General features: G+C 45.1%; 20 protein-coding genes. All 20 read right to left on the bottom strand.

Annotation, left to right across the window (positions count from 1 at the left end; all coding sequences use genetic code 11):
* Window positions 1–23: 23 nt before the first annotated feature.
* Complete coding sequence (locus ACOJR9_RS05250; RefSeq protein WP_032094424.1) at window positions 24–515, bottom strand: chemotaxis protein CheW; 492 nt, start codon at window positions 513–515, stop codon at window positions 24–26.
* Window positions 516–531: 16 nt separating this feature from the next.
* A complete protein-coding gene (locus ACOJR9_RS05245; RefSeq protein ID WP_420935306.1) occupies window positions 532–1425 on the bottom strand; it encodes a chemotaxis protein CheW in 894 nt (297 codons plus the stop codon).
* A gap of 6 nt (window positions 1426–1431) precedes the next feature.
* Window positions 1432–2196, bottom strand: a complete 765-nt coding sequence (locus ACOJR9_RS05240) for a ParA family protein (protein ID WP_420935305.1) — start codon at window positions 2194–2196, stop codon at window positions 1432–1434.
* Between the two features lie 29 nt (window positions 2197–2225).
* Entirely contained in the window at window positions 2226–3356 is a 1131-nt protein-coding gene (locus ACOJR9_RS05235; protein WP_420935304.1) for a protein-glutamate methylesterase/protein-glutamine glutaminase, read from the bottom strand.
* Window positions 3357–3390: 34 nt separating this feature from the next.
* Window positions 3391–5628, bottom strand: a complete 2238-nt coding sequence (locus ACOJR9_RS05230) for a chemotaxis protein CheA (RefSeq protein ID WP_420935303.1) — start codon at window positions 5626–5628, stop codon at window positions 3391–3393.
* A 12-nt stretch (window positions 5629–5640) separates the two neighbouring features.
* On the bottom strand, window positions 5641–6396 hold the full coding sequence (locus ACOJR9_RS05225; RefSeq protein ID WP_420935302.1) for a protein phosphatase CheZ: 756 nt from the start codon (window positions 6394–6396) through the stop codon (window positions 5641–5643).
* Window positions 6397–6430: 34 nt separating this feature from the next.
* On the bottom strand, window positions 6431–6814 hold the full coding sequence (cheY, locus tag ACOJR9_RS05220) for a chemotaxis response regulator CheY (RefSeq protein ID WP_013785088.1): 384 nt from the start codon (window positions 6812–6814) through the stop codon (window positions 6431–6433).
* Between the two features lie 35 nt (window positions 6815–6849).
* Window positions 6850–7581 (bottom strand): RNA polymerase sigma factor FliA, encoded by a 732-nt coding sequence (locus ACOJR9_RS05215; RefSeq protein WP_420935301.1) that lies wholly within the window; start codon window positions 7579–7581, stop codon window positions 6850–6852.
* On the bottom strand, window positions 7578–8444 hold the full coding sequence (locus ACOJR9_RS05210) for a MinD/ParA family protein (RefSeq protein WP_420935300.1): 867 nt from the start codon (window positions 8442–8444) through the stop codon (window positions 7578–7580). The genes ACOJR9_RS05215 and ACOJR9_RS05210 overlap by 4 nt, the downstream gene beginning before the upstream one ends.
* Window positions 8445–8449: 5 nt before the next feature.
* Window positions 8450–9910, bottom strand: coding sequence for a flagellar biosynthesis protein FlhF (flhF, locus tag ACOJR9_RS05205; RefSeq protein WP_420935299.1), 1461 nt, complete (start codon window positions 9908–9910; stop codon window positions 8450–8452).
* A 29-nt stretch (window positions 9911–9939) separates the two neighbouring features.
* Window positions 9940–12039 carry a flagellar biosynthesis protein FlhA gene (gene flhA, locus ACOJR9_RS05200; protein ID WP_420935298.1) on the bottom strand — a complete coding sequence of 700 codons (2100 nt, stop codon included), beginning with the start codon at window positions 12037–12039 and terminating at the stop codon, window positions 9940–9942.
* Window positions 12040–12200: 161 nt separating this feature from the next.
* Window positions 12201–13325: a flagellar biosynthesis protein FlhB gene (gene flhB, locus ACOJR9_RS05195; RefSeq protein WP_420935297.1), complete on the bottom strand. Its 1125-nt coding sequence runs from the start codon at window positions 13323–13325 to the stop codon at window positions 12201–12203.
* A gap of 29 nt (window positions 13326–13354) precedes the next feature.
* Entirely contained in the window at window positions 13355–14134 is a 780-nt protein-coding gene (gene fliR, locus ACOJR9_RS05190) for a flagellar biosynthetic protein FliR (RefSeq protein WP_420935296.1), read from the bottom strand.
* Window positions 14135–14252: 118 nt separating this feature from the next.
* Entirely contained in the window at window positions 14253–14522 is a 270-nt protein-coding gene (fliQ, locus tag ACOJR9_RS05185; RefSeq protein WP_032094412.1) for a flagellar biosynthesis protein FliQ, read from the bottom strand.
* An 8-nt stretch (window positions 14523–14530) separates the two neighbouring features.
* Window positions 14531–15289, bottom strand: coding sequence for a flagellar type III secretion system pore protein FliP (fliP, locus tag ACOJR9_RS05180; protein WP_420935295.1), 759 nt, complete (start codon window positions 15287–15289; stop codon window positions 14531–14533).
* 4 nt (window positions 15290–15293) lie between these two features.
* Window positions 15294–15719 (bottom strand): flagellar biosynthetic protein FliO, encoded by a 426-nt coding sequence (gene fliO, locus ACOJR9_RS05175; RefSeq protein ID WP_420935294.1) that lies wholly within the window; start codon window positions 15717–15719, stop codon window positions 15294–15296.
* A 28-nt stretch (window positions 15720–15747) separates the two neighbouring features.
* Window positions 15748–16155 (bottom strand): flagellar motor switch protein FliN, encoded by a 408-nt coding sequence (gene fliN / locus ACOJR9_RS05170; RefSeq protein ID WP_420935293.1) that lies wholly within the window; start codon window positions 16153–16155, stop codon window positions 15748–15750.
* 16 nt (window positions 16156–16171) lie between these two features.
* The gene (fliM, locus tag ACOJR9_RS05165) at window positions 16172–17233 is read right to left on the bottom strand and encodes a flagellar motor switch protein FliM (RefSeq protein ID WP_420935292.1); all 1062 of its coding nucleotides are present in this window, start codon (window positions 17231–17233) and stop codon (window positions 16172–16174) included.
* A gap of 39 nt (window positions 17234–17272) precedes the next feature.
* Window positions 17273–17818 carry a flagellar basal body-associated protein FliL gene (fliL, locus tag ACOJR9_RS05160; protein ID WP_420935291.1) on the bottom strand — a complete coding sequence of 182 codons (546 nt, stop codon included), beginning with the start codon at window positions 17816–17818 and terminating at the stop codon, window positions 17273–17275.
* Between the two features lie 168 nt (window positions 17819–17986).
* A complete protein-coding gene (locus tag ACOJR9_RS05155; RefSeq protein ID WP_420935290.1) occupies window positions 17987–20167 on the bottom strand; it encodes a flagellar hook-length control protein FliK in 2181 nt (726 codons plus the stop codon).
* Window positions 20168–20355 lie beyond the last annotated feature (188 nt).

The following is a 20355-nucleotide window of genomic DNA, read 5'->3' as shown; positions in this document are numbered from 1 at the left end:
TAGTACTTACTAAAGCCTACTCACTAAATACTACTTAGCTCGTCCCACTCTTCATCGCTTAGCAACTTGTTCAAATCGACTAAGATAAGAAGCTCGCCATCGCGATTGCTTACGCCTTGGATAAACTTAGCACTTTCTTCAGTACCTACGTTTGGCGCACTATCAATTTCAGACGACTTCAGATACACCACTTCAGCGACGCTATCGACGAGTATGCCAACGACTTGTTCATCAGACTCTATGATAACAATACGCGTATTGTCGGTAACTTCGGTAGGAGGTAAACCAAAGCGTGCTCGCGTATCGATAACCGTAACAACGTTACCACGCAGGTTTATTATTCCTAACACATAGTCAGGCGCACCGGGCACCGGCGCTATTTCGGTATAACGCAATACTTCTTGTACCTGCATTACATTAATACCGTATGTTTCATCACCTAGGCGATATGTCACCCACTGAAGGACTTCATCGTTGCTGTCAGTGCCGTTATTTTTCATCTTTTCGTCGCTCATGAACCTGGCTCCCGTACTATGGCGTCTGGTCGTTGCTGCCTAAGCCTTTGTTAAGCATAGATATTAATTCTTCAACGTCAATTAATGCACACATCTTTTCTTTAACCATCCCCGCTAACCAAGGACGTTTACCAGTGGATCCGCGCCATTTGACATCATCTTTTGTTAAATTAACGGTGTTAACTAGCTTTTCACTCGCTAACCCCCATTCGCTTTCTCCCAACATAATCATGTATCGATAGTTAAGAGATTCAGCGAGTTCCTCGGTATATTTTTCTGGCATTACCCACTTTGCTGAGTCAACTACACTTAGTTTAGACTCTCTGTGCAACATTACACCCATAAACCAGTCAGGTTTTCCAAAAAGTGGCGCAATTTTGTCTATTTGGTGAATTCCACCTAGGGTCGTCAATGGAACGGCAAGGGTTAATCCTGCCACTTCAAAAAATAACGCCTGAAAACGAAAGTCTAAGCTATCTTGTAATGCAACCTTCGTTTTTGCAGCTGCAGCACCTTCAACACCGCGCTTGTCAGTAACTGCAGAATCTCTTATTTCCAGTTCATCCGATGTTATAACGCTTGGCATTACAACACTGGAGTCGAGAGTATCTGCGCTCCCTGCCAATTGACGATTGTCTTTAGCACTAATGAGCTCGCTTAACCCGCTAAGTTCAGAAACACCATGCTCAAGAAGATCATGCTCAGATTCAAATAACTTAGTATCAATAACATCACTATCTTGAGGCAGCTTGTCTTTGACCAACTGTTCCTCAGTAATGTGATGAGATGCTTGCTCTAGCAGCTTTGCTGCCCGAGCAGTTGCGTCATCGGTCTCTGAAGGCTCTTTCAGCAAACCATCTAAATACGCTTCCATCACGTCTTCACGTGCAAACGGAGACTGCTTACTCATCGCTCATTATTTCCCCAGCACTTCTAGCAGTCTACCGTAGGCTGCTACACCACGTGTTTTCGGATAGGCTGCGGAAATGGGCAGTTGCACCAAGCTTGCATCTCTAAAATGCGTATCAACGGGAATAACCCCATCCCAAACACGATCACCATAATCGCTCATCAAGCGTTTGCGCGATGCAAGCGCCGCATTTGTTCTTTTATCAAACATGGTTGGAATAATACAGGTGTCGAAACGTTTTCCCAATGAGCGCCCCATTATTTCCATTGTACGTACCATTCTATCTAAACCTTTTAACGCCAGGTATTCGGTTTGTGTAGGTACAATAACTTTATCGCACGCTGCCAATGCGTTCACCATCAATACTCCCAAAACGGGAGGGCAGTCGATAATGGCCACATCAAATTCCTTGTCTACTGTTGCTAACGCTTTTTTTAGCACTAAACCCATGCCCTGCTCACTACCCATAGTTCTATCAAGCGTAGCAAGTGCCATTGTTGCTGGTAGCACATAGAGATTATCTATTTTGGTTGGACACAGACAATCTAGAACGTTATCGGCCGTTAAACTGGCAGACTTGATAAAAATATCGTAAACCGAATGACTTAGCGCTTCAGCATCGATACCAAAATAGTAGCTTAATGAAGAGTGAGGATCCGTATCAATAAGTAAAACGCGCTTACCCTGCTGAGCAAGCAAACCACCTAAACTTACGGTGGTAGTAGTTTTACCCACTCCACCTTTTTGATTTGCTACTGTCCATACCTTCACGACATAAAATCCACTACACGTTTAAACCACTAGCGCATTTCGGTCATAATGCAGCTGCTCATATCATCCACATTAATATTTTGCGTCGATATATTTGCTACGGCAACGGCTTGGGGCATACCGTATACCACACAGGAATCTTGATCCTGCGCCCAAATTGTAGCGCCTTTATCTTTTAACTTTCTGCAGCCTTCTCGTCCGTCGGCTCCCATACCCGTTAAAATTATTCCCAATACATCGCCAGAAAAAGCTCGTTCTAAGGAGCTAAAGGTAAGATCAACACTGGGCTTGTAGTTGACCTTGTCCGCACTGCTAGCATCGACAATAGCAATCTTTTTTTGAGCGCCCACTGTTTCGATAAGCATCTGTCTCCCCCCAGGGGCCAAATAGGCACGACCGGGCATCAATATATCCCCGTGCTCCGCCTCTTTTACACTTATTTTGCAATTAGCATCTAAACGCTGCGCAAACGCTGTAGTGAAAGTACCGGGCATATGCTGCACTAAGATGATTGGGTAAGGAAAATCTGAAGGTAAAGGCATAAGCACTTTTTGCAAAGCTACCGGACCACCAGTTGATGCACCAATAGCTAGGCATTTATACCTTTTCCCTGTTGCTTTGACCGAAGAAACCGTAGGTTGCTTTGCGGCATCTTTATGACCGGAGAGCAAACCTGACGTTTTGAAAAATCCTTGTTTCGGCGCATTAGGAGGTAATCTTCGAGTCTCCTCAGATCTAAACGAGGGACGCTTAAGACCTATACCTCTGCGCGCAATTAAGCGAACTTTAGTGCAAAGAAGCCGAGTCGCATCTTTTCGATCTTTCGCTATATCTTCAAATTTCTTTGGTAGAAAATCGAGCGCACCTGCTTCTAATGCATCCAATGTTGCTTGCGCCCCGTGGTGGGTAAGCGATGAAAACATCAAAATAGGGATTGGCTTGGTCTCCATGATAGCTTTAACCGCTGAAATGCCATCCATAACGGGCATTTCAACGTCCATCGTAATGACATCAGGAGAGAGCTCTTTAATTTTATCAAGGGCATCTCTTCCGTTTCTAGCTTCACCTACAACCTCTAACTCCCTATCTTCATCGAGAATTTCTCTCACTCGACGACGATAAAACGTTGAGTCGTCCACGACCAGGACTTTAAAGACCATGGATTACTTTTCCTATTGTTTGTAAGTCAGCTTATCATGCCTTTCGAGCATATCGCTTCAGAAGACTTGGAATATCTAAAATCAACGCAATACCACCGTCTGAGGTTATTGTTGCGCCAGCCATTCCTGGCGTGCCTTGTAACAGCGCATCCAGTGGCTTAATCACCACTTCTTCTTGCCCTATTAGTGCATCGACAACGAAACCAACTTGTCGAGTGCCCACTTGCACCACCACCACATGCCCTTTATCTCTCTCGATAGATTTAGGCCCTCTTATCAGCCAGTCACCAAGGAAAAACAAAGGTATGGCTTTAGAGCGAACTATCATGGTTAGCTGTCCATCGACCGTGTTGGTCTTTTTGATGTCCATGTTGATTATTTCACTCACAGAGCCCAGTGGTAATGCGAACGTTTGCTTACCGATGATAATCATTAGTGTTGGCAAGATCGCTAAGGTAAGTGGAACTTTAATTTCTAACCGGGTACCTTTACCAAGTTGAGAATCTATATTTACTGTACCATTTAGCTGATTTATTTTGGTTTTAACCACGTCCATGCCAACGCCACGGCCAGAAATATCGCTTATCTCTGTTTTTGTAGAAAAGCCAGGAGCAAAGATAAGGTTAAAGGCTTCAACATCTGACATACGCGCCGCCGCGTCAGCATCTAATACGCCTCGATTAATCGCTATTTCTTTTAATTTTTCAGGATCCATCCCCTTACCATCATCCTCGATGGTAAGTAAGATGTGGTCGCCTTCCTGCGATGCAGATAGCTTAACCATCCCCATCCTCGGTTTTCCAGCGGCTGCACGCTCATCTGGCATTTCAACACCGTGGTCGACAGAATTTCTCACTAAGTGAACAAGCGGATCGGCGAGTGCTTCCACTAGGTTTTTATCTAAATCTGTCTCTTCTCCCTCAAGCTCGAGAGTAATCTCTTTTTTGAGGCTTCGTGCTAAATCTCTTACAACCCTAGGGAAACGACCAAACACTTTCTTAATTGGCTGCATGCGCGTTTTCATCACCGCGCCTTGCAGGTCACCGGTTACCACATCTAAATTTGCTATCGCTTTAGACATGCTTTCATCGTTTGTGCTTATACCAAGGCTGATTAACCTATTGCGCACAAGTACCAGTTCGCCAACCATATTCATTATTTGGTCAAGACGTTTAGTATCAACACGAACGGTAGTTTCAGCTGGTGGCGAACTAGACGAAGCTCTTTTCTCATCTTTCTTACCAGCGTCTTTACTCGCAGACGCAGCAGGTTCAGGAGCAGCCTTGCTAGGTGTTGAAACGGCAGGAGCTGCTGGTGCAGACTGCTTTGCTTTTTGAATAGCCTCGGTAGCTGCTTTATCAACATTAGGCTCGGGTGCTTTTGTCACTGGGGCGCTTTGAACGGTTGGGCCTTGCCCTGAACCGTGAAGTTGATCTAGCAGCGCTTCAAATTCATCATCAGTAATCTCTTCATCCCCAGAGAGAGAGGAAACCTGTGAAGATGGCTGGCTTGGCGCTGTAGTACCTTCGGCTGTGCTAAACTTACCTTTTCCATGCAGGTCATCAAGCAGTGCTTCAAACTCATCGTCGGTAATATCTTCGGCATTACCCGAGGAGACATCAGAGACTGACGCAGCAGGCGATTTCACTTCGTTTTTGGTATTTGTAGAAGACTGGCCAGAGGGCGATTTCCCAGGAGCAGAAGAACCGTGAAGCTCATCGAGTAATGCCTCGAATTCATCTTCGCTGATTTCATCAATATCACCACCAGAGCTTGACGGCGCAGGTGCTTCATCTACGATATCTAATTCAGGTTCAGAGGCAATCTCAGGATTCACTGCTTGAACAGATTCATCACTGTCAAAAATATTTTCGTCCGCGGACTCAGGTTTACTCAGCTTGTGGAGGGTATCTACAAGTTTAGCGTCAGCAGGCTCCAACGGCTGTTGGGATTTTACCCGCTCGAACATATCTACTACCACATCTGTGGCCTGCAAAATAATATCCATTAATTCGGGCGTGAGCGTGCGCTGGCCGTTTCTCATGACATCGAACACATTTTCCGCGCCATGACAAATTTCAACTAACTCGGTAAGCGATAAAAATCCCGCCCCACCTTTAACAGTATGATATCCGCGAAAAATTGCGTTAAGCAAATTCGCATCTTCAGGATTGTTCTCAAGATCAACGAGCTGTTCTTGTAATTGTTCAAGTATCTCTCCAGCTTCAACCAGAAAGTCCTGTAGTATTTCCTCGTCAACATCAAACGACATGCGCCCGCTCCCCTAAAAACCTAAGCTCGACAGAAGATCATCAACATCATCTTGGCCCGATACAACATCATCACGCGTTTGTGCGTCCATGATCGGCCCCTCTGCTTTAACACCTTCAGCCTTATCGGCCTCAGCACTTAATGGTTTAGTTTGTTCTGAACCATCTCGCTCGCCAAACATGGTAAGCATGTTGACTAAGCTCTCTTCAACTTCTTTGACTAAGTCGATAACGCGGCGGATAACTTGACCTGTTAGGTCTTGGTAACCCTGCGCCATTAATACTTCTGTTAGCAATTGCGTAAGTTTAGCCGACTGAGAAGCACCATCTTCTAACAATTCGTCTAAGTCTTTACATAAAGCCTTAAATTCACCTACTTCAATCTGGCGAGTCATGAGCTTTTTCCACTCAGGCATCACACTGTCAATACGAGAAGCGAGCAATTCAGCAATCGGCATACTTGCCTCTACTGCATCCATGGTAGTGTTAGCCGCTTTCTCAGTTTCGTCAATAACGTACGTTAGGCGAGTTTGTGCATCGGGAATATCATCTTTTGCTAAATTCTTTATACGATCGTCTATTTGAAAATTGTTTAGCGCATCGTGGAGTTGGCGCGTTAGCTTTCCAACTTCAGCGAAAAGCTCTACATTTTCTTTCATTGATGCCGCTTCAAACAGTGCATTAGCGGACGCATTGTCACCAGCTTCAAGGTAAACAACGAGCTGCTTAGCTTCTTCTAGTGAAAGTGGAACGTTTGTATTCGTTGACATCCAGTAAACCTCGTTTCTCTGGTGAGCGTCTGGATCAACCTAAACGTTCGAATATTTTATCTAGCTTTTCTTTTAATGTAGCTGCAGTAAATGGCTTAACGACATAACCATTTACACCTGCTTGAGCAGCGGCAACAATTTGTTCTTTCTTCGCTTCAGCCGTTACCATTAGTACAGGTAGATGCTTTAATTTGTCATCAGCGCGAATTGCTCTTAGCAAGTCGATACCCTGCATGCCTGGCATGTTCCAGTCGGTTACAACGAAATCGAAATCACCCTGCTGTAGCATAGGTAACGCCGTATTTCCGTCGTCCGCTTCCTGGATGTTTGCGAAACCCAAATCTTTTAATAGGTTTTTAATGATACGTCTCATGGTAGAAAAATCATCGACCACGAGAATCTTCATGCTCTTATCCAAAATAGCCTCCAGTGAGGGGTTAATTGTTATAATTTCTATTCTTCGTCAGCGTGCCACGACTTCATTCGAGATTTGAGTTTTAACATGGCCTGACTGTGAATTTGACTCACTCTCGATTCACTTACATCAAGAACTTCACCAATTTCTCTTAAGTTCAATTCTTCATCATAGTATAAAGATAGCACTATCGCTTCTCGCTCTGGTAACGTCGTGATTGCTTGTGCAAGCGACTTCTGAAATGCCCCTTGCATAAGGTCTTCAAGCGGTGCATCACTACCTCTGCTCTGCTCAGTAGTAATAACGTCTTCAGAAACACCTAAATCTTCAATCCCAACTAATTTACCGGCATTTACCTCGTTGAGCATTTGATGATAGTCCTGCAAACTTACGTTTAGCTTAGCAGCAATATCAACATCTCTTGCATCTCTTCCTGTTTCGCCTTCTACACGAGAGATGGCGTCTGTGATTGCGCGTCCATTCCTATGCACAGAGCGCGGCGTCCAGTCGCCCTTGCGAATTTCATCTAACATGGCACCGCGAATGCGAATACCGGCAAACGTTTCAAAACTTGCGCCTTTCGAACCGTCAAAGTTTCGCGCGGCTTCTAACAGTCCAATCATTCCAGACTGAATTAAGTCGTCAACAAGTACACTTGCAGGGAGTCTCGCTATCAAATGATGCGCTATGCGCTTCACAAGAGGCGCGTGTCGCTCCACCAACTGCGATTTATCAGTTTGTTGTTGATAAGCTGCCGCCTTACTATTCAACGCTGATGCCCCACCGCTTTTTCTGCAACTAACTGTTCAATGAAAAACTCCAAATGGCCACCTGGCTGAGCGGGTATCGGCCAAGATGCCGCTCTATTCGCTAGCTGACTTATTGCCAACGCAGCTGGAGAGCCAGGGTAAGCATCAACTATAGCAGTTTGCTTTCTCACTGCTCGACGAATATTTTCATCAAATGGTATTGTTGCCACTAATTCTAGCGCAACATCTAAGAAGCGCCCTGTTACTTTACTCAGTTTGCTAAAAAGCTCTTGCCCTTCTCGCAGGTCCCGTACCATATTCGCCACTATTTTAAAGCGAAACACACCGTGCTCGCGATTAAGCAGTTTTATAAGCGCGTAGGCATCAGTCAGTGACGTGGGTTCGTCGCACACGACAACCATAATGTCTTGTGAAGCTTTTGCAAAACTGAGGACCATGTCTGAAATGCCCGCCGCAGTATCGACGAGCAGCACGTCAATAGGCGAGCGAAGCTCACTAAAAGCACGTATTAAACCGGCGTGCTGAGTAGGTGATAGCTCCGCCATAGACTGGGTTCCTGATGTTGCTGGCGCAATTTTAATACCGTGAGGGCCAGTAACGAGCACATCATCTAGCGTACACTCGCCGGACAAAACATGAGATAGGTTCTTCTCAACGCGAAGGCCTAACATGACATCGACGTTTGCCAACCCTAAGTCTGCGTCAAGCACCATTACACGTTTACCTTGCTTAGCCATAGCGATTGCTGTGTTAAGCGTAATGTTTGTTTTACCTACGCCACCTTTGCCTCCGGTGACGGCGATAACTTTGATTAACCGTGATTGCTTCATTTTTCTTAAGCTACTCGCTTGGTCGTCAATCATACTACTTATGCTGTTTTAATATCGTTGTTATGACTAGTATGATCCAAACCATATTTTTTATAAAGCTTTGCAGCGGCGGAAACTAAAGATTTCGCTTCTGCAATCTTAATGTCTTCAGGTACTTTCTGACCGTCGGTGACATAGCTAACCGGTAACTGAAACTCGACTGCCGCACTGAGTACCTCCCCTAGAGAATAGCACTCATCTAACTTAGTGAAAATACAACCACTTAGTTCGATGTCGTCATACGCTCTAATGATACGCTGTAAAGCAGGGTATTGTGTATTTGCCTGCGCGACTAAATATTTTTTCACTACGGGCATCTGACCGTTGTCAAAATGCTTTATTTGCTTAATTAATCGACTATCTCGTTGACTAAACCCTGCCGTATCAATCAATACTAGTCGTTTATGACGAAGTTGGAACAATAAATCTGAAAGTTCTTCACTTGATTGCGCTTTTCTCACCGTACAACCAATTATTTTACCGTACGTTGCAAGTTGCTCAAACGCAGCAATACGATAAGTATCTATAGTAATCATTGCCACAGAATCTGCGCCATACTTTTGTGCATAGCGAGCGGCTAATTTCGCCACCGTGGTTGTTTTACCCGTACCCGTTGGGCCGACTAGTGCAACAGCACCTTGTGCGGTAAGTATATCGTTACCTGTTACATTTAATCGATTAGCCAATAGGTTAAGAAGATAAACCCAAGCATCTCTTTCATTATAATGTGAAGGCGTATAGCTAATAAGTTGCTTAGATAATGCTTTGCTAAGTCCCATATCGGTTAAGCGGGTGATCAAATACTGATGAACAGGTTTTTGACGAGTCTGCTTTGCCTCCATCAAGTCAGCCACTTGGTGTTGAAGCACATCTCTTAATGACGCTAACTCTTCTCTTATCTGCGCTAATTCACCAGACGGTGCAGCTGGCGCTTCTTCAATACTCGACGCTTGATGAGCAGGAAATGCTTCGTCTCGTTTTTGGTACTCCTTTTGACCTGCGTGTCTGTCAACTGGCTGCTGCGACTCAAACTCGTCGATAAATGCGTCGGAAAAATTGAGATGCGACGCGATATCATTGGCGTGTTTTGTGTTGGCAGGGCTCGGCTGCATAAACTCTGCAGGCCCGTTTTGACCACTAGCGCTTGAGCCAGCATTGTTCAAAGAAGCGCTGCCGTGCTGCTTTTCCAATAACGCTTTTAGGCTGTCGGGGCCATCGTCGCCGATGATTTCGCTTAGACTTAGGGGTGGATTTTGCGCAGAGGACGCTCTAGAAAAAGAAGCACCAGAGGACTTAGCGATGTTTAACTTTGCTGCTGGCTCTTTGTCATACGCAGCGACGAGTTCAATGCCATCGGCCACCTTGCGATTTGACATGATCACCGCATCGCTTCCTAATTCAGCCTTCACTTGGCTTAGTGCCTCACGCATGTCTTTGCCAAAAAATCGTCTTATTTTCATTGCACCCTCTCCACTCACCCAGCGTCAGATTATTGACCGACCGAACTAACTATTTTTATCTGCTTGTCATCGGGGACTTCTTGGTAAGAAAGCACATGTAACCCAACAACAGAGTACTTGAGGAAGCGTGATAACACCGGTCTTAGCATTCCTGAAGTAAGAAGCACTGCGGGCTCTCCTTCAAGTTCTTGCTGCTGACTGGCTTGTTGCAGTGATTTTTGCAACTTATCTGCCAAGCCTGGTTCAATACCAGCGCCATCTTCGCCACCTGCTTGAAGTGACTGGTGCAACATCTGTTCCAACTCTGGCGCCAAGGTTATGACAGGTATCTCTTTGGCGCCCTGAGTTATTTCTTGAACTATTAGGCGCTTAAGCGCAATTCTCACCGCTGATACCAATACATCAGGGTCTTGGCTGCGTGTTCCATACTCACTTAAGGTTTGAACAATAGTTCGCATGTCACGGATAGGAACGCCTTCAAATAACAGCGTTTGCAGTATTTTAACTACCGTACTGAGAGGGAGTATATCGGGAACTAATCCCTCTACTAATTTAGGATGCTGCTTAGCTAGCATATCGAGAAGCTGCTGCGCCTCTTCATGACCAAGCAGCTGGTATGCATTGTTGGTAAGCAACTGACTCAAGTGAGTAGCAACCACCGTTGCTGCATCAACCACGGTATAGCCAAGTGTTTGTGCATGCTCGCGCTTGTTGGGTTTTATCCAAACTGCGTCGAGTCCGAAGGCGGGATCTTTTGTTGCCCTCCCCTCTAGCTTACCAAATACTTGGCCCGGATTTATCGCAAGCTCCTCATCGTGGCTGATTATGGAATCTCCAATAGTGACGCCGAGCATTGCAATGGTGTAGGTATTTGGCTCTAAATCTAGATTATCGCGAATGTGTACCGGAGGAATGAGAAAGCCTAACTCCTGGGAAAGCTTTTTACGTACCCCTTTAATACGGGTTAATAACTCGCCCCCTTGGGACTTATCTACCAATGGTATTAAGCGATACCCCACCTCAAGACCAATCGTGTCAACCTGCTGTACATCATCCCATCCAAGCTCTTTTATCTCAGGAGCAACAGTGTCGTCTCTAGACAGTGTGTCTGGCACTTTTGGCTCTGCTGCTTTTTTCTTAGCGTTATGAGTTTGAAAGTAAGCGACACCCGCAATAAGAAAAGAAAATCCAAGAAAAGCAACGTGGGGCATCCCAGGTATAATACCCATTACGAACAACACGCCAGACGCAATGTATAATGCTTGGTTATTACCAAGCTGTCCGCGAATTTCTTTCCCCATTTCTTGGGACTCATTTTCACGAGTCACAATTATTGCAGTGGCAACGGACAAAAGAAGCGAGGGAATTTGGGCAACTAAACCATCACCAATGGTAAGAAGTGTATATATTTCAATAGCATCGCCAAATGACAGGTCGAATTGAATTATACCGATAAACAATCCGCCGACAATATTGATGAGCATGATGAATAGGCCGGCTACAGCATCGCCTTTAACGAATTTTGACGCACCGTCCATTGAACCGTAAAAGTCGGCCTCAGCGGTTATTTCTTCGCGACGTTCCCGGGCTTGATCTTGGTCGATGTAACCTGCATTTAAATCGGCATCTATGGCCATTTGTTTTCCAGGCATAGCATCGAGGGTGAAGCGAGCGTTTACCTCAGAAATTCGACCCGCACCGGCAGTGACTACTTTGAAATTGATTATAAGTAGAATAGCAAACACGACGATACCCACCGCATAGTTACCACCGATAACCACCGCACCAAAGGCTTCAATCACTTTACCCGCAGCGTCGCCCCCCTCATGGCCGTATAACAACACAACCCGCGTAGAAGCTACGTTAAGCGCCAATCGAAGAACGGTTGCGATAAGTAAGACCAGCGGAAAAATACCAAAATCAACGGGCTTTTGCGTTAACACCGCGACAAGGATAATCACTAAGGACAATGCAATATTGAAACTGAACAGCACGTCTAAAAGAAAAGGCGGCATGGGTAAAATAACCATACCCATAATGGCAAGCAACACGATTGGCGCACCTAAGCCGTTGGCGAAGTGTTGCAACTGACTCTTATCGAACCGCTGAAGATAGCCTGATAACTGCATCGTTGGGTGTCTCTCTATCAGAAAATTGACGCTTGACGTTAATCTGGAAGAGACACTACAACTAACGTGCCAGCTTTAGGCTTTTTGTGAAATAAAGCGGGGTAGCACATCCATGCCGAACGAGCGTAGCTTACTGAAAGACTACGTAACGTCACTAAGTACTAACGACGGTATTCTGGAGGTATGGGTAAATCGCGTTTGAGGGGCTTGGGACGCTTACCTTTTCCTGCTCTGTGCGCCTTTAACTGATACACATGGGCCAGCACCTGAGCAACAGCCATAAACAATGCATTAGGCACTTCATCGTCAACCTCAGTTGAGTAAAAAATAGCACGGGCAAGCATGGGAGATGGTATCAGCGGTACATTATTAGCCGTGGCGATTTTTCTTATATGCATGGCAAGTTCATCTGCACCTTTAGCAATAACAACGGGGGCTCGGTTGCCATTGTCATCATATTTTATTGCCACCGAAAAATGGGTGGGGTTTGTCACGACCACATCGGCATTGGGTACTTCTTGCATCATTCGTTTAGAGGCTGCCTGGTATTGTAAACGGCGAATGCGTCCTTTCACCATAGGATCGCCTTCTGCGTTTTTGCGCTCGTCCTTGACCTCTTGCTTAGTCATTTTCATCTCTTCATTATGCTTATACATTTGATAAGGCACATCAATTAGCGCAATAGGGATCATGCCGCACACAAGAAGTAAAAACGCCCACTTAAGCATATCAAGGGCGTGGAAAATGTTGCCAGGATACAGCTCCATATCCAGATGCAGTGCTTCGTCTTGAAAGAAAAGCAGTGCAGCAATAGCCATGCCTATTATAGTGATTACTTTGGCTATTGATTTGAGTAATTCTACCAGTCCATTGGTACCAAACATGCGCTTAAAGCCTTGAATGGGACTAATTTTAGAGGCTTTTGGTTTTGCACCGTCCCACGTGAAGTTGTAGCCACCTAAGGCTATCGAGCCATAAATACCGGCAATCATGGCCACAACCATATACAAAAGAACGGGCCCACTGATAGTAGTAAATGCGTCTCCCCAAGCAGCCAGCATATGCGTGGTGTCGTAGGTTTCATCACGGGACAAAATAAACATGCGGCGCGTGAGTGTAAACACCGATTCAGCAATCCAGCTCCCTACAAACAAAAACATGATGGCACTGATAATAAGCACAAGCGTGGTGGACAATTCACGGGATCGAGCAATCTGCCCTTTTTTTCGGGAATCTTCGAGTTTTTTCCCCGTGGGGTCTTCTGTTTTTTCTGCTGAATCTGCCATCTATCGTCTTCGCTTTGGGCTGAGTATATTCATGAACAAATTCTCAACAGTTCACACATATATTGCTGCGCTCGCATCCACTGAGTCTCGAAGTGTGCCGTAAAGTTGTCGAGGGTTATCCAGATGATAAGCAACCCCATCATCTGCGCAATAGAAAAACCAATACTAAAGATATTCAACTGTGGAGCTGCCTTCGTCATAACACCAAAGGCAAGGTTAACCACCAGCAACGAGACAATCGGTGCCAACGACAGTGTAATAGCTGATACAAACATCCAACCGCCCCAATGAGCAATACCTTTAAACTGTTCGCCCGTCCACCAAGCCTCACCGATAGGAAAGGCTTCAAAGCTCATTACGATCATTTGAATCATGGACAAATGCCCATCGAGGGTCCAAAACAGCAAGGTTGCTAAAATCAGATAAAACTGACCCACCGCGGGAACATTGATTCCGTTCACAGGGTCTACGATAGAGGCAAACCCTAAGCCTGTCTGCATGGCGATAATCTGACCGGCTAATACAAAGGTATTTAACACCATCATTGAAATAAAGCCTATGGCGATGCCAATAAGCAGCTGCTGAGTGATAAGCAGAAAGGTACCTGCACTGACTAAATTATCCACTGGAGACGGCGGCACCATGGGCATGATGATTAACGTAAGCAAAATACCAAGTAGCGCCCTAACTTGTGGAGGAATAGACTTAGCACTCAGGCCAATCATCGCCACAAACATTCCGCTTATTCGCATAAACGGTAACATTAAATCGGCTAAGAATTGGTTTACTATCGCTAAATCAACTTCCATTAGAAACCCTTGGTTCTCACTCTACTTGTCTCTTTAACCGACATGCCCTTTTATACAACATGCCTGTTACACAACATGCCCTTTTTTTTCCAACGACTCTTTTCAGCAACCACTCTTTTTAGCCAACGACTTGAGGGATCATTTCAACCATATGAAAAGTAAAATCCATTAGCTGTTGAACGAGCCAATTCCCCCCCCAGCTTAACGCAAGCAGAGTGATTAATAAGCGAGGTAAAAAACTCATAGTCTGCTCGTTAATAGAAGTCGCTGCTTGGAATACAGCAACCACTAACCCAACAATAAGGCTAGGTACAATAACCGCAGACACAAGCATGATAACCATGAACATGGCTTCTCTGAGTATCTCAACAAAGACTTCTGGTGACATAAGCCCTCCTAAACGCCCATGCCAAAGCTAGTGGCTAAAGTACCGAAAATAAGGTTCCACCCATCAACCAACACAAACAGCATCAGTTTAAATGGCAGCGACACTATCATGGGAGAGAGCATCATCATCCCCATGGCCATTAGAATAGACGCAACAACTAAATCAATAATAAGAAAGGGAATGAACAGCATAAAACCAATCTGAAAGGCCGTTTTAAGCTCACTGGTCACAAACGCGGGAATAAGTATAGTTAGCGGCACCTCGTTGGTATCGGCATACTTATCTTCATCACCGGCAATGCGCACAAACGTTTCTAAATCTTTAACCCGTGTTTGCGAGAGCATAAACGCCCGCATGGGGCCTTTTGCTTGCTCTACCGCGTCGAGGCTGGTCATTTCTTCATTTAAATATGGCTGAAGCGCTCGCTCATTGATCTCTTCAAACACGGGAGCCATGATAAACATGGATAAAAACAAGCTGACACCTATAAGAATTTGATTAGAGGGCGACTGTTGCAAACCAATGGCCTGCCGCAAAATAGACAACACTACAATAATGCGCGTGAAAGACGTCATCATCATAATAAATGCAGGAATAAGACTGAGCGCGGTCATAATAAACAACGCTTGCAGGGTCATTGAGTAGTCTTGAGACCCATCTTCATTGGTAACCACAGTAACCGCCGATATGCCCTGCTGGGCATACACAGGTTCAGCAAACAATGCTAACGACACCAAAGCTATCAATAGAAATGCTAGATTACGCATTATTTTAGTTATCCTTTTGCTTAGTATCAGCCTGCGGATTGAGTTTACCTGCCATCGCAGCCACCAGCTTTTGCTTAAATGCAGCCTGATTATTCCCAGTTCCAGCCTTGCCCTTAACCGTCACATCTAAGTTTTTTTCCAGTTTACTTAAATGGGAAATATTATGGCTAGTCACACCAATGAGGTGCTGTTCGTCACCCACCTGAATGACCATTATTTTCTCTTTGGTACCTGCCACCATGCTTGCCACCACTTTCATGTGGTTGCTGCCCATAGCAGTGACATTAAACCGACGCATGATGTAAGCGAGCGCAAAAATAACGCCAACCACAACAAGTAGCGAAAGAAAAATTGACAGTACAGATGTGGGATTGGTGATTGACTGAGTGGTTTGCGCGCTGGCAACGCTGTTAATGAAAAGGGGCAGCATTGCGCAACCCCTTACTATGTAAGAAGTTTTATCTAAGCTTCTTGATTCTCTCAATTTGACTAATAACATCCGTTAATCGAATACCGAATTTGTCGTTAACTACTACTACTTCACCATGAGCAATCAACGTGCCATTTACTAAAACATCTAGTGGCTCACCGGCTACGCGATCCAGCTCCACCACAGAACCCTGGTTCAACTGTAGCAGATTTCGAATACTAATTTGACTACGGCCTACTTCCATCGAAATAGTAACCGGAATATCTAAGATAGTATCTAGCTTCTTTTTCTCTTCCTGAGTAATAGGCGCATCATCGGTTAATTCATCTAGTTCGGCAACCTGAACGTCTTCGTTCTCGCCGTCGGCTTGCTCTGCTTCTGCATCAGCCTGTTCAGCCATGGCTGCAGCCCAATCGTCCATACCGTCTTCACTCATGGGAACTCCCCTTGCCTTACAGGTCTTCTTCGAGTACTTGTAGCTCGGCATCATTGTCAATAATGCGCCCGCCACGGGTTAATAATTGCAGCTCAGACTTCACAGAAGTCGGTCTTGCGATTTTCTCTACAATTTTCAAAGCTAAATTGTCTCTTGAGCGTCCAAGTTTAGCTCTAAACGTGGGTAAATCTTCAATGAGTACCGTGATAGTTTCAGGCATTTCAACGGGAATAATATCGCCCGGTTTAAACTCCATAATGTCTCTAAGCGGTACATCTACATCTAGCATATGCGTGGTTAACGCCACTTTAACGTCCATAATTTCGTCGCGAAGTGCCTTGCTCCAGCGAAGATCAGTATCTTCTTTGTCGCTTTGTACACCCGCATCGAGTAACTCTCGAATAGGCTCTAGCATCGAGTATGGCAATGATACGTGGAAATCACCACCGCCACCGTCAAGCTCTATATGAAAAGAACTTATCACCACCACTTCAGTGGGGCTCACGATGTTGGCCATAGCAGGGTTAACTTCTGAATCTAAATATTCAAAAGAAACATCCATTACCGGCGCCCATGCCTCTTTGTAGTCTTCAAATATTATTTTAAGCAACATTTGGATGATACGACGCTCGGTGGGCGTAAACTCCCTACCCTCAATTTTTGCATGATAGCGTCCGTCTCCACCAAAGAAGTTATCGACAAGTATAAATACAAGTCGTGCTTCCATCGTAATCAGGCCAGTCCCTTTTAAGGGACGAAAGCGCACCATATTCAAACTGGTTGGAACAAACAAGGTATGAATGTATTCGCCGAATTTAATCATTTGAATACCGTTGATAGACACTTCAGCAGAACGTCGCATCATGTTAAAAAGGCTAACTCGCATATGGCGAGCAAAACGCTCATTCACAATCTCAAGGGTTGGCATGCGCCCACGAACAATGCGATCCTGTGAGGAAAAGTCATATTCGAGCGTCGAAGCACCAGAGTCAGCATCGCTGCCAACCTCTTCTTCTTCTACGTCATCAACGCCGTGTAATAAGGCGTCGATCTCATCTTGTGATAATAAATCGCTCACAGTGTTCTACCCGTTATCGTATGCACAATATGCATACTGCTACTGCATCACAAAGCCAGTGAATAACACTCGCTCCACTACGTTGCTACCTATATCGTTTTCTTCCAGCGCTTTCTTGACTTCGCTGACAGCCTGCTCTCGAAGTTCTATTTTCCCTGCTTCAGTCACTAGGTCTTCAGCATTTGACATGCTAAAGGTTTGTAACAGCGTACCTTCAATTAAAGGAATGTGTGTTTTTACCAGCTCTTCGTTGTCTGAACCACGCACTAAAAGCTGCACTTTGATTTGCACTAGGCGGTCACGCCCTCCGCCGGGAACGTTAAACACAAAGGGTCTTGGCATAGCTACGTAAAGTGCCGTTCCAATTTCAGCCCCGCCACCTTGTATTGCTTCTTTCGCTGCAGTCCCAGCAGCTGCGGCTTCGGTTTCAGGGAGCTGTTCTGCTGCAGGTTCATCACTGCCAGCGAAAAGAAAAAAGTAAGCACCGGCCGCACCACCAATTAATACGACGGCAATAATAATGATAAGCATCAATTTGCTTTTCTTTTTCCCGCCTTCTTCTACCTGTAACTCTTCATCTGCCATGAGATCTCTTCTATATCTAATTTAGTACCACAAAGCCTGTATTATCAGACTTCGGGTAAAAATCGCAATGCTGCCTTAGTCAAAATTTGCAGATATTTGCTGATATACACTATTTGAGCTTAACTGTTCAGTAAAATACGGCGGCATATAATTAAATCGCTAGAAAAGCTAAGCGTAATAATCAATACCGCCTTTTGCTTCTCTTGTTACCGCTTGTTCAATCACTCGAGTGTCGTCATCAAACTCAGCGCCATTATTTCCACGCTGCCCTTCACCATTTCCATTTTGACCTGCAAGTTGCTGACCACTTTCACCACTTTCACCACTTTGTGAATTATCTTTTCTTACCTGAGCATCGCCAAGCTCAATGCCTTGTTCGGACAGCATGTCTCTAAGTTTTCCCATAGAGTCGGCAAGGGCGTCTTTAGCCTGCTGAGACTGCACGATAAAGCTAACGCTTGCCGCATCCCCTTGGACATTCACACGCACCTGCATACTGCCCAACTCTGGCGGGTCTAAGCGAATTTCTGCCATGGTATTTCTAGCGTTAACCATCCAGCGAATTTTTTCATTTAGCTGCTGCTGCCCTTCGGGCTTTTGAATATTGACGGCTTTATCAAACCCTTCAAACTGCTGTTGAGGCTTCGAAGCCTCTGACCGTAGCTGGCTGTTCTCATTAAATGCTGTATCAACGTGTGCGAATTGATTCTGCACAATTTGGTGGATACTGTTTTGTGCATTGTTCATGAGCTGCATAAACTGCCCCGCTTGGGCATCGACTCTTGAATTAAGCGCAGCGGATACGTCACTGGCAAGTGATGCTTCTTTAGCAGCGTCGGAAACTATTGCTGATAAGTCGATACCGGGCTGATGCCCCTGCTCAACTTGCTTTTGAAATTCGTTAATGCCCGCAATAATGTTTGTTTTCACCGCCTGTTGCTGCTGACTATTTGGCACAAGTGCAACCATGCGTTCGGCAAACGCTTCTGTCGCTTTTTGCGCAGATTCAGCAGATAGTTTACTGATTGCCATCAGAAGAGACTCATCTTGTACTGATATCGCCTCTGAACTAAACAAAGCATTTTCTCCACTAGCTGCTGCAGAGGATGTGCCTATTTTTGAAGCAGCTTCTTGCTGAGCAGCAAGTCGGCTCTGCTCTCTAACTACGTCTGAAACATGGGTGTCAGAAACAGCTGCTTCTGCGTTCTCTGCGTTTAATGCAGATAACGCCTGGAAAGTAACGAGATCTTGGCTCTTTTCATCTGAGTCGGTTAGCGCTTCATGCAACTTATCTATATTGGTGTCTGTTTGCACAGTGGCGGTTTCACCTGCATTTTCTATAGATAGCGCTTTGCTTAACCTGTCGTTAGTTGCTGTTGGGAGTGCATCATTAACTAAGCTGAGTAAAAACGCTTTTTGAGCACTCTCTTCACTTTTAGCGTTTTCTGAATTAGCGTCTCCTAAATTAGCACCTTGTTGCTCCTCTGAAGACTCTGCTTCCGTTAGCGCTGCAAGCAACGTACTTAATTTATCTGTGCTACCGCTCTCTGCCATAACTTTGTTCTCTGCAGTGTCTTTCGATTCAGCAGATTCTATTTGTTTATTCAGTAAATGAGCCAGCGCACTTAATTTGTCAGCCAATGTTTGACTAGAGGCTGCATCTTTCCCCCCTACAGACTGCAAATGAGATATCACTTCAGCCACTGAATCAGTGACGGCGTTACTGTCGTCTAGTCCTTTAGCATCTATAGCCTGAGTGCTGTTGCTGGCATTACCAATGCCTTCAGCGCTGCTACCTTGAGTTCTGCTACTGTTAGAAGCCTGTCCCAATGCGCTTTTAGTGATGCCTTCAACAAGTGCTATCCAATCGGGTTCACCGGCCTCTTCACGAGTCGGCTTTGCATCACTGAGCCCTCCATTAATAATCTGCTTATCAGTCAGTGCTTTATCGCCCTCAGCGCCGATAGTGTATTCTTTTTCCGTAATGGTTAACGATGCGTTTTTAGGTGCATTTTCTTTGTCAAAATCAAGCCCTCTGCGATCACTATCTCTCAGCATTGAATCTTTATGTGCGTTTTCACGGCTCTTCGCGCTTGCCTTTTCGCTGTTCAATTCAGCTCGTTCTGCTCGAGTTTCACTTTCGCGAGACGCACTATCGGCGTTGCGGGCTTTTTCGTCTGATAAGAAGTCGCGGCCAGTAGTCTTTGCTTCCTGATAAAGACTATTAAAAGCTTCGCTATTTTGTCCGTTAGCGTGACTGTTTAAGCCCGTACCTACAGCTTTAGCCGCAGAAGTTTCCGAAAAAGGCAATGCGGCAATGTCTGTTTTATTTGCGGCAACTTGTTGCATGATTTTCTACCGTCCTACACGTTCACCAGCATAGCCAGTGATGTAAAAGTTATATCGTTGTGTTTACGCAAATAAAAACGTAACTGCATGAAAGTTAATACTTTTAAAAGTGTCTCTTTTAACAAAGTTTTTTAACTTACCATTTGCGTTAACAACGGCGATAAAGCCTGCTGTTCTTTTTTACTCTC

This window comes from Alteromonas ulvae (genome assembly GCF_048987005.1).
Taxonomy (GTDB): domain Bacteria; phylum Pseudomonadota; class Gammaproteobacteria; order Enterobacterales; family Alteromonadaceae; genus Alteromonas.
The sequence above is the reverse complement of the archived record's forward strand: the minus strand, read 5'-3'. Positions and strand labels throughout refer to the sequence as shown.

Excerpts from the sequence above, each read along its gene's own strand:
- fliO (WP_420935294.1), bottom strand. The coding sequence starts at position 15,719 with ATGCTGCCCCTTTTCATTAACAGCGTTGCCAGCGCGCAAACCACTCAG.
- ACOJR9_RS05250 (WP_032094424.1), bottom strand. The coding sequence starts at position 515 with ATGAGCGACGAAAAGATGAAAAATAACGGCACTGACAGCAACGATGAA.
- fliR (WP_420935296.1), bottom strand. The coding sequence starts at position 14,134 with ATGGAAGTTGATTTAGCGATAGTAAACCAATTCTTAGCCGATTTAATG.
- fliN (WP_420935293.1), bottom strand. The coding sequence starts at position 16,155 with ATGAGTGAAGACGGTATGGACGATTGGGCTGCAGCCATGGCTGAACAG.
- flhB (WP_420935297.1), bottom strand. The coding sequence starts at position 13,325 with ATGGCAGATTCAGCAGAAAAAACAGAAGACCCCACGGGGAAAAAACTC.
- fliL (WP_420935291.1), bottom strand. The coding sequence starts at position 17,818 with ATGGCAGATGAAGAGTTACAGGTAGAAGAAGGCGGGAAAAAGAAAAGC.
- ACOJR9_RS05155 (WP_420935290.1), bottom strand. The coding sequence starts at position 20,167 with ATGCAACAAGTTGCCGCAAATAAAACAGACATTGCCGCATTGCCTTTT.
- ACOJR9_RS05245 (WP_420935306.1), bottom strand. The coding sequence starts at position 1,425 with ATGAGTAAGCAGTCTCCGTTTGCACGTGAAGACGTGATGGAAGCGTAT.
- fliQ (WP_032094412.1), bottom strand. The coding sequence starts at position 14,522 with ATGTCACCAGAAGTCTTTGTTGAGATACTCAGAGAAGCCATGTTCATG.
- fliP (WP_420935295.1), bottom strand. The coding sequence starts at position 15,289 with ATGCGTAATCTAGCATTTCTATTGATAGCTTTGGTGTCGTTAGCATTG.
- ACOJR9_RS05210 (WP_420935300.1), bottom strand. The coding sequence starts at position 8,444 with ATGATTGACGACCAAGCGAGTAGCTTAAGAAAAATGAAGCAATCACGG.
- ACOJR9_RS05225 (WP_420935302.1), bottom strand. The coding sequence starts at position 6,396 with ATGTCAACGAATACAAACGTTCCACTTTCACTAGAAGAAGCTAAGCAG.
- flhF (WP_420935299.1), bottom strand. The coding sequence starts at position 9,910 with ATGAAAATAAGACGATTTTTTGGCAAAGACATGCGTGAGGCACTAAGC.
- ACOJR9_RS05235 (WP_420935304.1), bottom strand. The coding sequence starts at position 3,356 with ATGGTCTTTAAAGTCCTGGTCGTGGACGACTCAACGTTTTATCGTCGT.
- ACOJR9_RS05230 (WP_420935303.1), bottom strand. The coding sequence starts at position 5,628 with ATGTCGTTTGATGTTGACGAGGAAATACTACAGGACTTTCTGGTTGAA.
- flhA (WP_420935298.1), bottom strand. The coding sequence starts at position 12,039 with ATGCAGTTATCAGGCTATCTTCAGCGGTTCGATAAGAGTCAGTTGCAA.